At 46.5% G+C, this 13,289-nt stretch carries 9 protein-coding genes; 2 read left to right on the top strand and 7 right to left on the bottom strand.

The window, feature by feature from the left end; translation table 11 throughout:
- Positions 1-345: 345 nt before the first annotated feature.
- Positions 346-849: a hypothetical protein gene (locus tag FC82_RS15915; protein ID WP_054762538.1), complete on the bottom strand. Its 504-nt coding sequence runs from the start codon at positions 847-849 to the stop codon at positions 346-348.
- 414 nt (positions 850-1,263) lie between these two features.
- Here FC82_RS15915 and FC82_RS15910 point away from each other — a divergent pair, with 414 nt between their 5' ends.
- On the top strand, positions 1,264-3,066 hold the full coding sequence (locus tag FC82_RS15910) for an endonuclease MutS2 (protein ID WP_082620409.1): 1,803 nt from the start codon (positions 1,264-1,266) through the stop codon (positions 3,064-3,066).
- A 630-nt stretch (positions 3,067-3,696) separates the two neighbouring features.
- Here the strand turns inward: FC82_RS15910 and FC82_RS15905 are convergent.
- The 6 genes from FC82_RS15905 to FC82_RS15880 all read right to left on the bottom strand — a co-directional run bounded on the left by FC82_RS15905 (position 3,697) and on the right by FC82_RS15880 (position 11,069).
- On the bottom strand, positions 3,697-5,340 hold the full coding sequence (locus FC82_RS15905; RefSeq protein ID WP_056997480.1) for an FAD-dependent oxidoreductase: 1,644 nt from the start codon (positions 5,338-5,340) through the stop codon (positions 3,697-3,699).
- Between the two features lie 496 nt (positions 5,341-5,836).
- Positions 5,837-6,490, bottom strand: a complete 654-nt coding sequence (locus FC82_RS15900) for a TetR/AcrR family transcriptional regulator (protein ID WP_054762769.1) — start codon at positions 6,488-6,490, stop codon at positions 5,837-5,839.
- A 1-nt stretch (position 6,491) separates the two neighbouring features.
- A complete protein-coding gene (locus FC82_RS15895; protein ID WP_054762771.1) occupies positions 6,492-7,658 on the bottom strand; it encodes an ABC transporter permease in 1,167 nt (388 codons plus the stop codon).
- The gene (locus FC82_RS15890; protein WP_412778484.1) at positions 7,636-8,379 is read right to left on the bottom strand and encodes an ABC transporter ATP-binding protein; all 744 of its coding nucleotides are present in this window, start codon (positions 8,377-8,379) and stop codon (positions 7,636-7,638) included. The genes FC82_RS15895 and FC82_RS15890 overlap by 23 nt, the downstream gene beginning before the upstream one ends.
- Before the next feature lie 243 nt (positions 8,380-8,622).
- Entirely contained in the window at positions 8,623-9,609 is a 987-nt protein-coding gene (locus FC82_RS15885; RefSeq protein ID WP_056997517.1) for a GMP reductase, read from the bottom strand.
- A gap of 149 nt (positions 9,610-9,758) precedes the next feature.
- Entirely contained in the window at positions 9,759-11,069 is a 1,311-nt protein-coding gene (locus tag FC82_RS15880) for an adenylosuccinate synthase (protein ID WP_054762773.1), read from the bottom strand.
- 316 nt (positions 11,070-11,385) lie between these two features.
- Between FC82_RS15880 and purB the strand changes: the two genes are divergently transcribed.
- Positions 11,386-12,681, top strand: coding sequence for an adenylosuccinate lyase (gene purB / locus FC82_RS15875; RefSeq protein WP_054762775.1), 1,296 nt, complete (start codon positions 11,386-11,388; stop codon positions 12,679-12,681).
- The last annotated feature ends 608 nt before the right edge of the window (positions 12,682-13,289 follow it).

Below are 13,289 nucleotides of genomic sequence, written 5' to 3'. Positions count from 1 at the left end.
TCCTTAATCATAACATTTTTATATCGTAATGAAAGCGTTTTTCACGATATTCATCACGAAAGAAAAACTATTTTTTTGGGCAACTGTTACATGTTTCCAAAATACATGAAAATAAAGGCCATACACTAATGATACCGTTATAACAGTGTTTCACATCTAAACGCATTATAATTACGAATGATTACAATAAGAAAGTGCGATAAAAATGAGATTAATTATGACGTGTTACGACTTATTTTCAAAATATATTTGTGAATTGTATCACGATAAACAAAATCACAAAAAAATCATGCGTGACTAATGTGCAATTTAGATACACAAATGGCATGATTAAAAGTTGTTTGTTTAGAATATTTGACTACTGGGGACAGCTAACGGCAAACATTTTTGATAGTCGCAAATGAAGTCCTTGGGCTGATTATCATCGAGTTGCAGGTAGTCCTGGAATTCCTGCTTCGAGGTCCAAAAGTGGGCGATGGTGTAAAAATCAGAGCTCGGGGTGGCCACAAATCGATTTTGTGAACTAGCGAGATTAACGAGAACCCGATTCTCAATTTTGCTATAGTAGGAATCTAATAATAGGTATTCATTTTTCGTAGGGTACTGGCAAACACCGGCAAAAATATCGTTGAGCACATCCCGTTGTTCAAAAGCGGTCTTGTTGGTGACAACAGTGACCGTTGGAAAGACGCTGAATTCGTCAGCCAGACGCTGATAGTTTGCAGTGTTCGAGCTGATCAGAATCTGGTCGCACAACATGACGAGATTATGGACCGCCACAATAGTATTTTCAACAATCTGGTCAACGTTTTTAACTGGTGTATTTGTGGTTAAAATCAGGCCAATCATGCAATCCTCCCCCTTAATGAAAATGTTCACGTTTGTTATTTTAATTGCAGTATAGCAGATACCAGCAAGTTAAGGCATTAGGGAAAAGGCCAATTTGTCTGGCTCATCACGCGGCTAGTTGCTAGATACTTGACCAAGCGGGAGCAATATGATATTCTGCGTTTTGAAGTCAAGTAACTGGAAGGGGTGTCTTTTTGAGCGAAGTTCGTCTGTAATTCTTAATTAATTAACGTCCGTTAAAGATGATAAAACAGTCATCTTATTTGCGTGACGCTTCTCAAGAAGACAGATTAGCTTTGCTTGAAGACATGCTTAATTATTTAAGATGATCATTCAGCAAGCTGTAGGTGGCCCGAGCGCGACTTGCAGTTTTTTAGTGCCGTTTTTCTTGAAAGCGTCAAAGGGAGAAAACTGATGGATCAAACTACGCTGGATAAATTACAGTATGAAGATTTAAAAAAACTTGTGAAGGAGTATTGTGTGAGTGACTATGGGCGTCGACTCGTTGATGAATTGACCCCATCAAGTGACATTCAGACAGTCAAAAAAACATTAACTGAAACAAATGAAGCGCGTCGTATTCTGGAAACGGGTAAGACGATTCCGTTCATTGGCAGTGCCAACATCAAAACAATGTTGACGAAACTCAATCAATCAACCGTCTTTCAACCGGATGAATTAATCGAAATGGCCGACTTTCTACGTGGCTGCCGTAAAATTAGGGCATTGATCACCGCTGAAAAGACACTGGCACCAAAACTAGTGGCGATGATCGACCAAATGGCGAGTTATCCAGAGATTGAATCAAAGCTCTATGACGATATCCGCAACCACCAAGTGGATTCTTCAGCCAGCGGCAAATTACGCAAGGTGAGAAGACATCTTGAAATGACGGAACAAAAGATCAAGGACCAACTGTCTCGTTTCCTTTCTGCCAGCGGGAATCAGCGGTATATTCAGGATGCCGTCATCAGTCTGAAGGATGACCGGTTTGCGATTCCAATCAAGGCAAACTATAAGAATCAGGTCAGCGGGTCGATCGTTGGTAGTTCAGCCAAGGGCACAACCGTCTTTATCGAACCGGCCGCTGTCGGTAAACTCAGCAGCGAGCGTGACCAGCTGCGTGGAGAAGAGTCGGTTATTGTCTATCAAATTTTGGCTAAACTAACCAATCTGGTTGCCGAAAAACAAACTCAGATCAGTCAGAATATTCGAATTATCGGCGAACTCGACTTTATTTTTGCCAAGGGGAAATACAGCAAGGCCATTAACGGTATCACACCTGCGCTAAACACGGAAGACCGGATCAAACTGGTTCAGTGCCCGCACCCATTATTATCAGCTGACGCTGTGCCGTTAGACTTTACGATTGGTGACCGGTACCGCAGCTTAATTATTACGGGTCCTAACGCCGGTGGGAAAACGGTGACGCTGAAAACGGTCGGTCTCGTCACGTTGGCAGTCATGTCTGGGTTCCAAATCAGGGCCGAGAAGGGCACGACCATCGCTATCTTCAATAACGTTTTCGCAGATATTGGCGATGACCAGAGCCTGACCAACGCACTGAGTACCTTTTCTTCCCACATTCGCAACCTCTCAAACATTTTGGAAAACACTGGTACGAGGACGCTGTTGCTGTTAGATGAGATCGGCAGCGGGACAGAGCCTAACGAAGGTGCAGCCATTGCGATTACGCTTCTGCAGGCGTACTACAAGAAGGGCGCGATTACGATTGCAACCACCCACTACGGTGAAATTAAAGATTACGCCCAAAATCATCCCGACTTCATTAACGCCGCGATGCAGTTTGATGTAAAAAACTTGCGCCCGCTTTATCAGCTCGTAATTGGTGAATCAGGCGACAGCAACGCGTTTTGGATCGCGCACAAGATGGCTATTCCAGAAAACTTAATCGCGCAGGCAAAGGGCTATTTGCGTCACGAACCGTACGATTACACAAAAATCGCCCCAGAATTGTTGCCAGTGCACCATGAGGCCAAGGCAGCAAAGAACAACGCATTAGCAAAGGGTGACCGTGTCTTGTTCAACGGCGGCACCCTAGAGGGACTAGTGTACCGAATCGATCAGGGAACGGACAAGGTCGTGGTGTACAGCAGCGGCAAGATGTTGACCATGCCAGGAAAACAGCTCAAGCTAAAAATGGCAGCAAGTGAGTTATATCCTGAAGGGTATGATTTGAATCAGTTGTTTAGGTAACAGAGAGCGGAGCAAGGCGTTTTGAGGGCGGAGCAGAAGCGACTCTGGGCAGAAAAGTCCGGGCCTGACTTTTTTGCCCAGAGTCGCTTCTGCAGTAGCCCTCAGCCTTGCGGAGCTCGTTTCGGCTATGTGACTTAAACCCACGTCGCAAGCACCACACAGGCAAAGAAAACGCGAAAAGTCCGGGCCTGACTTTTTTGCCCAGAGTCGCTTCTGCAGTAGCCCTCAGCCTTGCGGAGCTCGTTTCGGCTATGTGACTTAAACCCACGTCGCAAGTACCACAAAGGCAAAGAAAACGCGAAAAGCCCGGGCCTGACTTTTTTGCCCAGAGTCGCTTCTGCAGTAGCCCTCAGCCTTGCGGAGCTCGTTTCGGCTATGTGACTTAAACCCACGTCGCAAGCACCACACAGGCAAAGAAAACGCGAAAAGTCCGGGCCTGACTTTTTGGCTCAGAGTCAGTTAAGCAGGAGCAGCTTCCAGCGACCGATACGGTCACGAAACCTCAACCCAAGTAAAAACCAAATCCTCAAGCAACCACACAAAAAGTGCATAAAACAAAAAGCGACCCCCTCCAAAAATCCATTCAAGATTTTCAGAGGGAAGTCGCTTTTTTGACCAAAACTCGATCAATTATTTATCGTTATAGTAAGAACGCGGCACGCCGTAACGTGACCGACCCAGTGTTCGCTGTAACCACGGCACGAACCAGTAATCCAGTCCGAAACTTCTCCCGGACCCGTTCATCAGCGCGATGGCGACGAATAGTACCCAGCAGGTTGCCCAGGAGTGCAGGAAGAAGAAAAAGCCGATTGCGACGAGCAAGCTTGCCGTCCAGGTGCCAAGGCCAAAGAAGATGAGGCAGCCGAGAATGATTTCCCAGATACCGATACCCGAGTGGCCGATGACCAGCCAGCTGATATCACCCTGGAATTTATCCAACCCGTCGATGAACAAGCCCAACCCAAAGGCTAATCGCAGCGGCACCGTCCATAAAACGTTGGATCGGCGAGCGGTATGGTAACCAAACACAGTCCGGCCGTTGTCGATCCGGAAGAATTCGTCCATCAGATACTTCCACATGAAATAAAGGGAGCCAATTCGTTTGAAGTACAGGAAGTTTGACCCGTGCTTCATGATGGTCGCAATCCAGCCCCGAACCCGTTTGCCACCGAAGACTTGGGCGATCCCGTAGCGGGAACCGAAGGAAACGGTAAAGCCCATATTCTTGTCGGTAAATTCAGTGTAGTTCTGGTCACCATTAATGTCAGCAGCAATGTTTGCGGCTGACACGCTGGCTTCGTTTTCAGCTTCTTGAGCGGTCTGCGGTACGGCCCGTTCTGCGCCTTCAGCGGTGGCGTTGGCGTCATCACCGGCAACGTAGACACTCTTGTCTTCCAAGCCGTCAGCTTGCAGATACTTATTCACAACTAACCGGCCGCCACGACCAGCATCAATGCCGAATTCGTCAGCGGTGTGGTTGGTCTTAACCCCGGCGGTCCAAATTAAGGTGTAAGTTTTGATTGGATCTTGTTCCTTAATTTCAACACTGTCGGCATTAACCTTGGTGATCGCGGATGAAGTGCGGATATCAACGCCGTTCTTCTTAAGGTAAGCTTCTTCATGCGCAGCGTTCGTCCGATCCAACATGTTAGTGATGGTTGGTGCGGCTTCGACCAAAATAATCTTGATTTCGCTTGGATCAAGTTTGTTTTGCGCAGCTAAAGTCTTCTTGTAGTCGATGAGTTCACCAACGGTTTCAGCGCCGGTAAACCCGGACCCACAGATGACCAGTGTTAGCTTCGCGGCCCGTTTCTCCGGATCACGTTCAACGGCACCTTCGCGCACGATGGTGTTGATGTGGTCACGAAGTTGGATCGCATCTTCCATGGACCACAGCGTAAACCCGTTTTCCTTAACACCTGGTGTGCCAAAGTCGTTGGGTTCGCCACCCATACTAATCAGCAGACTGTCGAACGGATAGGTGCCAAACTCACCGTGAACTTCCTTGGCATCAGTGTCGATGGACTGAATCGTATCAGTGACCAACTTAACGTTTTGCTGCTTGCTAAATAATCGCTGTAAATCATATTGCACTGCGTCGGGCTGCACCCGCTCAGTGGCTACTTCGTGTAACTGTGTTAAATAGGTGAAATAAGAATGCCGATCGATCAATGTGATACTGACGTCGTTGTTGCCTTTGAATCGTTTCGCTAATTTCTTGGTGGCAAGAACACCTGCAAACCCCGCCCCAATAACAACGATGTTTTTACTCATAATTAACCCCTCCAAACGTTATATACACGTGTAATTTAAAAGATATTATTATAATTGCATAATTCCTTATATTGTAATTATAGTAAGCGGTTTCGATAAAGTCTAATAAAAGGAATGTGAAGTTTAGAGCGTGAGAAAAGGCGAGAGGGGGCGGAGCCTAAGCGACGTCTGTTATTAAGACCTGGGCCTGGTCTTAATAACAGACGTCGCTTAGGCAGTAGCCCCCTGCCTTTCCGAACGCGTTTAGTCTCAAGGACATAAGCAAGCCGTTGTTTAAGGGGCTTTAGCAAATAAAAAATCAGAAAAATGACTATGATTAGCCACCAACATAAAATGAGTAGGGTTAATCCGCAATAATAATAGGGCGCAAGTTGCCAAAAACTGTTCCAAACTTCAGCGCCGCAAGTAAACACCCCATTCCCGCCACCAACAGTTGCACCAAAAAAGCGTCCCCTCCAGGCAATCACCCAGAGAAGAACGCTATTTCAATCACGACTCAAATCGAAGGCCGTAATCCTCTATCCAACGCATCGACAATGTAGGTGACCTGCTCATCAACATCACGGGCAGGCAGTCCCAAAAAGGCCCGGTAGAGCGCGCCAAGAAAATTCGAAACGATGATCTGAAAGACCATATCATTGGGAATATCGGCGATTAAATGTTTAGCCTTCAGCTGAGTAATGGCCGGTCCAAAAATGCTTTCGATCGACTTAGCGCCCGTACCAACCAAATTTATACGCAGTTCGGGATGGTATAGGATGGCTTCCATCATCACTTTAATGACCGATAGATTACCCATGACGAAGTGCATCCGGTCGCTGACAACGTTGGTTAGAAATTCCCGCAAGGTGTTGACGGGCAGATTAACCCGCGTTTTGCCGAAATCGTTTGCCATTCGCGGCAGAATCGAGTCGCGAAACGGCTCGATGATCGCAACCAGCAATTCTTGCTTATTTGCGTACCGTTTGTAGACCGTTCCTTCAGCGACACCGGCTTTTTCGGCAATGTCGGCAGTTGTGGTGTTGGCGAACCCCTTTTCTGCAAATAACGATAAACTGGCCTCCAAAATTTGTTTCTGTTTTTCCGTCAGGTTTCGATTTTCTGTCATGGCCTCTTTAAAATAGGTACTGATTGCTGTTGGTTCGTTCATGCTAGACCCTCCGATAACGTTTCATACCGACAATATTTAAAATTGTAAACCCGATGATGAACGCAATCAAGATGAGAAGGTTTGGCGTGATCGATGCCAGGTCAGCCCCCTTGGTGGCCACGTTGGTCAGCGATGTTGCCCCGTAGTACAGTGGGAAGATGTGGGCCAGCCATTGCAGCCAGGTGGCCATCCCGCTGAGGGGTACTAAACCTGAGAAGAGAATTTGTGGAATGATGACGATTGGGATGAATTGAATCATCTGGAATTCCGAATTAGCAAACGTTGAGATAAAGATCCCCATACTGAGGGCGACGAGGGCCAGGCATAGGTTGATCAGTACCAGCAACCAGAAATTCCCGACGATTTTGACTTGGAAAACGTTGAAGGCAAACCACACCAGCAGTAAGGTTTGCAGTACGGCGAAGATGCCGTACCCCGTCAAATAACCAATAATGATCTCAGACCGCCTGATTGGCGTTGCCAGCAGTCGTGACAGGGTTCCAGTAGTCCGTTCGTGCAGGAGCGAGATGCCTGAAATAAGGAAGACAAACAGGAACACAAAGAACCCTAAGAGAATCGGTAAGAACTGGATGAAGAAGTTTGATTTCGAAGTCCCGTACAGATAGTGCGAGGACGTTGTGTAGTTCTTTGGTGCTTGCTGACTGGTCTTGCTCTTTGAAGTTGGCATCTGTGAGGCGAGTTGCGGACTGGCCTTAACAAGCTTTTGCAAAATGGCCTGTTGCTGTTTCAGGGCCGCTGCCTGCTTCGTTGTGGCAGCCTTGAGGGCGGCAAACTTCAACTTGATAGTCCCTTGCTGCAAGGATTGTTTGATGATAGTAGATTTGCTTGGTTCACTATTTTGATAAGTGATAGTGAGTTTGTTGCCGGATTGCTTAATGACACCGGCGATGTTGTCACGGCGAATAACGTGTTTTGCATTGATATTCTTACCGTAGTGGTGAATCTTGATGTGTTTATTGTCGACAGCTTTGACCAATGATGAATCAACGTTGCTGACACCCAAAGTGGCGTTTGTTGTGCTGTTTGAATTAAAGAGAAAATACATCAGGCTCAAAATCAGTAGGGGCGCCAAGAACATGAGCGCCAGGGTCCGCTTATCCCGAAACATTTCTGTGATAATCCGTTTAACGATTGCTAGAATTCTCATCTTGAAGCCTCCCCGCTTTTAAGAATACGTCTTCAACAGTGTTCACTTGATACTCTTGCTTCAGGGCCTTTGGCGAACCCGCAGCCAGGGTGATGCCTTCACGGATGAGGGCGAGCCGGTCACAGCGTTCCGCTTCATCCATAACGTGAGTGGTGATCAGTACTGATTTACCCTGTTCCTTGAGTGAGTAAAGTTCAGCCCAAATCTGCTGACGCAGTTCCGGGTCGATCCCAACGGTCGGTTCGTCGAGAATCAGGACGTCTGGGTCTTGAATCATGGCGATGGCGAGAGATAAACGACGCTTCATCCCGCCGGAATAGTTATTGATTCGCTTGCCCAAATCATCAGTCAGGTTGACCACGTCGGCAGCGTGGGCAATCGCTTTGTCGAGCTTGCTGCCCGTGACACCCATCAACTGACCGAAAAATTTGAGATTTTCTTTTCCGGATAAGTTGTCGTAGAGGGCATCACTTTGGGCCATGTAGCCAATTTTTGTCATGACAGCACGGTTGGGCATCTTCGTACCAAGAACGGCGACCTCTCCTTCGTTGGTCGATTCCATTCCCATAATAATTTTGACGAGTGTCGTTTTCCCAGCACCGGAAGGGCCAATGAGACCGACGATTTCGCCGGGTATTAAGTCCAGCGACACACCGTTCAGGACGGTTTTGTTACTGTAGATTTTTTTGATGTTTGTTGCGTGAATAACAGTATCCATAATTTCACCCTCTAAATTAGTGAGTGAGTTTTCACTCACTTTATGATTGTCTTAAGGTTAACTCATTTTGTAAGGGCTGTCAATTATTTGTTTTTAAGAAGTGCTTTTCTTCAGGCAATAAAAAAGCACCGCCGTGAGGGCAGTGCTTTGATGAACTATATAGTAGTCCACTATTTTTGGGTCACACTGGTGCTGTGAGAAGGAAAAATTGAGGCTCAGAAAGCGACAATATTTTCCACCGCCATGCTAGTAGCTATCCCCATTCATTACCGAATTCTTAACGATCACGTAGTCCACAAGCCGAATGTCGCTCAGCTTGTCGCCACCAGCGTAGGAAATGGACGACTGAAGGTCTTCTTGCATTTCTTCCAACGTGTCAGCGATGTCACCGCGGTATGGAACCAGCATTTGCTTGCCTTCGACGTTGCGATAGGCACCTTTTTGCGTCTCTGAGGCGGAACCCCAGTACTGTTTGTAGGTCTTATCGTTAATTTTGATGACGCTGCCGGGTGATTGTTGATGACCCGCGAGCAGGGAACCAATCATGACCATGCTGGCACCGAAACGAATTGATTTTGCGATGTCACCGTTGTAGCGGATTCCACCGTCAGCGATGATGGGCTTCTTGGCTGCCTTAGCGCAGAGCCGAATGGCAGCGAGTTGCCAACCGCCAGTCCCAAAGCCAGTCTTCAGCTTGGTGATGCAGGCCTTACCAGGGCCAATGCCGACCTTGGTTGCGTCCGCACCTGCGTTTTCGAGTTCGCGAACCGCTTCCGGTGTCCCAACGTTCCCGGCAATCACGAAACTGTCAGGTAACAGGGACTTGATCTGTTGAATCATGCGGATCACAGAGTTGGCGTGACCATGGGCGATGTCGATGGTGATGTATTCAGGCACATCGTTGGCGTCGGCTAATTCTTGAATGAAGTCGAGTTCTTCCTGTTTAACACCAACACTGATCGATGCAAACAAGTTTTTCTCGTGCATCATTTTGACGAAACCATGACGCTTTTCCGGTTGGAACCGGTGCATCACGTAGAAATACTCGTGTTCGGCCATCCAAATGGCGAGGTCGTCATTGATAACGGTCTCCATGTTGGCGGGCACAACGGGAATCTTAAATGTTTTTGGGCCAAACTTTACCGACGTGTCGGCTTGTGAACGACTGTCGATAATGCACTTGTTTGGCACGAGTTGAATATCTTCATAATCAAATACTTCTGACGGAATCATCATAGGTCAATCTCCTTTTTATGCTCAGTATAAAACCGAGACATGCTGGTTTTGGGCATAACATAACCCTCAAAGTTTAGTCGAAAGTTCAAACCAGAATATCAGGCCTGCTTGCTACACTCTGGGGGTCACGAGTTCAAATTTAACTATTAGTGGGTTGCTTCCTTGGCATCAGTATCTTGCCAAGCATCAATTAAAACGTTGGTCTGGGTACGATCTGGGCCAACTGAGAAGGTGGCGATGTCGACACCGACTAACTCAGATAACCGGGTGAGATAGTTTTGCGCGTTGACGGGCAGGTCTTCAAACTTACGCACGCCGGTGATATCTTCGTCCCAGCCAGGGAATTCTTCGTAGATCGGCTTGCAACGATAGATTTCTTTCAAATTAGCAGGGTAGTGGTAAATCGTTTCGCCGTCTAATTCATACGCTTTAGCAATCTTCAACGTCTTCAGACCGGTTAAGACATCCAGACAGTTCACTGAAAGGTGAGTCAAGCCTGAAACCCGTTTCGTGTGACGGAGAACAACACTGTCGAACCAGCCGATTCGACGAGGCCGCTTTGTCACGGTCCCATATTCGTGGCCGGCTTCACGGATGAAGTCGCCGGTTTCGTTAGTTAATTCAGTTGGGAAAGGACCGTCGCCGACACGTGATGTGTAGGCTTTGCAGGCACCAACAACTTCGTCAATTTTCGAAGGACCAACACCGGCACCAATGGTCACACCACCGGCAACGGGGTTAGAAGAGGTGACAAATGGATAAGTCCCGTGGTCGATATCAAGCATGACACCTTGGGCGCCTTCAAACAGCACGTGTTTGCCGGCATCAATGGCATCGTTGATGACAACCGAGCTATCGGTCACATATTCTTTGAATTCTTGACCATATTCATAGTATGTTTCAAAAATATCGTCAAACTTCAGTGGTTCGTGGTCGTATAACTTGGTGATCAATTGGTTCTTTTCTTCCAAGTTTTGACGTAGTTTTTCTTCAAACGTTTCTTTATCTAATAAATCAGCGACCCGGATCCCAATTCGTTCGGCCTTATCCATGTAGGCTGGGCCGATACCCTTGTTGGTAGTCCCGATTTTGTTGGTTTTAGTTTGTTCTTGTAATTGATCAATGAGAATGTGGTAAGGCAAAATAACGTGTGCCCGGTTGGAAATCCGTAGATTGTCAGTTGATACGTTGCGGTCGTGTAAGTAACGCAATTCAGTGACCAACGACTTTGGGTTCAGTACGACACCATTACCGATGACGCTTACTTTGTCAGAATAGAAGATCCCTGATGGGATGAGATGGAGCTTGTAAGTCTCACCCTTGAACACGATGGTATGACCTGCGTTGTCTCCACCTTGGTACCGTGCGACGACGTCAGCTTTCTTGCTGAGAAAATCAGTGATCTTCCCTTTACCTTCATCGCCCCATTGACTCCCTACAACTACTATTGATGACATATGAACACCTCATAATCTTAAATTGCTTAGGCTGTAAAACACGAACAACCCAGCAAGAAATAGTATATCAAGTTCGGGAACTAAAAGCAACCAAAAACCGAATTATTTTTAAAATAAGCTTTGTTAAAGTTCTTTATGAAAACGCTAAAAGTGGTTACTTCCTTTATATATGTCGTGAATAATTGGAAAATGGCTTTCATTTTGATTTCAGATTGGTGGTGAAACTTTCGGTCGTTTATGTTATGATTTAACCATCAATTACCGAATATTTTGTTTTAATGTTCGGAATTTACTAAAACCAGAAATGAGGATAACTATGCTCGAAAGATACACACGTCCAGAGATGGCAAATATTTGGTCACTACACAATCAGTATCAATCCTGGTTGGAAGTTGAAATCGCGGTGGATGAAGCCTGGGCTAAGCTCGGTGAGATCCCCCAAGAAGACGTCGACAAGATCAACGCAAAGGCAACCTTTGATGACGACCGGATCGCAGAAATTGAATCCGTAACGCACCATGACGTTGTGGCGTTTACACGTGATGTATCAGAATCCCTTGGTGAAGAGCGCAAGTGGATCCACTATGGGATGACCAGTACCGATATCGTTGATACGGCACAGGGTTATCGGTTAAAGCAAGCAAACAAAATTTTAAGAGCAGACCTGCTGCACTTAAAGGAAGTTATTCGTAAACAAGCACTGAAATATAAGGATACTGTCATGATTGGCCGGACCCACGGGGTTCAGGCTGAACCAACGACTTTTGGCTACAAGATTGCGCGCTGGTATTCAGAAATCAACCGTGACATTAAACGTTTTGACGAGGCTGCTGCCGGCGTTGAAGCAGGGAAAATCAGCGGCGCCGTTGGGACGTTTGCCAACGTGCCACCATACGTTGAAAAATACGTTTGCGACAAGTTAGGTATTCGGGCTCAGGAAATCGCCAGCCAAGTGTTGCCGCGTGACCTGCACGCCGACTACATCGCAACCCTGGCCTTGATTGGGACAAGTTTGGAAGAATTTGCGACTGAAATTCGCTCCCTGCAACGGTCTGAAATTCACGAAGTTGAAGAACATTTCAACAAGGGTCAAAAGGGCTCGTCAGCAATGCCGCATAAGCGTAACCCAATTGGTTCTGAAAACGTTACTGGGTTGGCTCGAGTCCTGCGCGGCCACGTTCAAACAGCCTACGAAGACGTTTCCCTATGGCATGAACGCGATATTTCACATTCTTCAGCAGAACGGATCATCCTGCCAGATTCAACAGCAATCTTAGATTACATGCTGCACCGGTTTGCTAACATCTTGGAAAACCTGACCGTCTTCCCAGACCGGATGAAGGAAAACATGAACCTGACTTATGGCCTGATTTACAGTCAGCGGGTGATGTTAAAACTCATCGACTCTGGTTTGACACGTGAAGCAGCTTACGATTTGGTTCAACCGTTGACGGCAAAGTCTTGGGATGAGCACAAACAATTCCGGCCGCTGGTTGAGGGTAATGAAACGATTACGTCGCATTTGTCAGAAGATGAAATCAACGATGCATTTGATTACCACTATCACATTCGCCACGTGGATGAAATTTTCAAGCGGATCGGCCTTGAATAGTCGTTATGTGGTGTCATCTAACGTCAAAAATTAAGTGAACTCGCGGAAGCCTTGAGAGGGGCTTCTTTTTTTGACGCAAGTTGTATGTATTCGCCAAGGAGCTAAGTTTGTCGACCGCATCGCTGAAAGTGACAGAGGTGCCAGACTTGACCGCCGTTTGGTCACATCCCACAAAAAAATCCCCCTTCGGCACATGCTCCGAAGCAGGGATTTTTTTATTTGGATTAGGATATTGTGGTTGCCATTCTCATGAAATGGCAGTTAGAGGAATAGGATTGGATCTTCTTCAGTAGGAGGAAGTTGATCCATCATGCTGAAGGCGACAGTACAAGAGGGGGGAGGACTGTCGACCTTCTTTTAGAAAGTAAATCAGGGGAGTATATAGCAAGTAAGTTTGTTCTTTGCTTTGCTATGATTTAAATATACCTGAAATTTGTGACGAAAGTGTGACTAAAAAAAGTTATATTCATGAACTAAAAGTTAACAAAAGGTAAACATACAAAACACTGTTCTGGAGATACAAGCAAAAAAAATCCCCCCTCGGCACATGCTCCGAAGCGGGAATTTTTTTTATTTGGATTAGGATATTGTGGTTGCCATTCACTACG

Origin of the sequence: Secundilactobacillus collinoides DSM 20515 = JCM 1123 (assembly GCF_001435975.1) — a bacterium.
GTDB lineage: Bacteria > Bacillota > Bacilli > Lactobacillales > Lactobacillaceae > Secundilactobacillus > Secundilactobacillus collinoides.
This window is presented reverse-complemented; position numbering and strand designations above follow the sequence as displayed.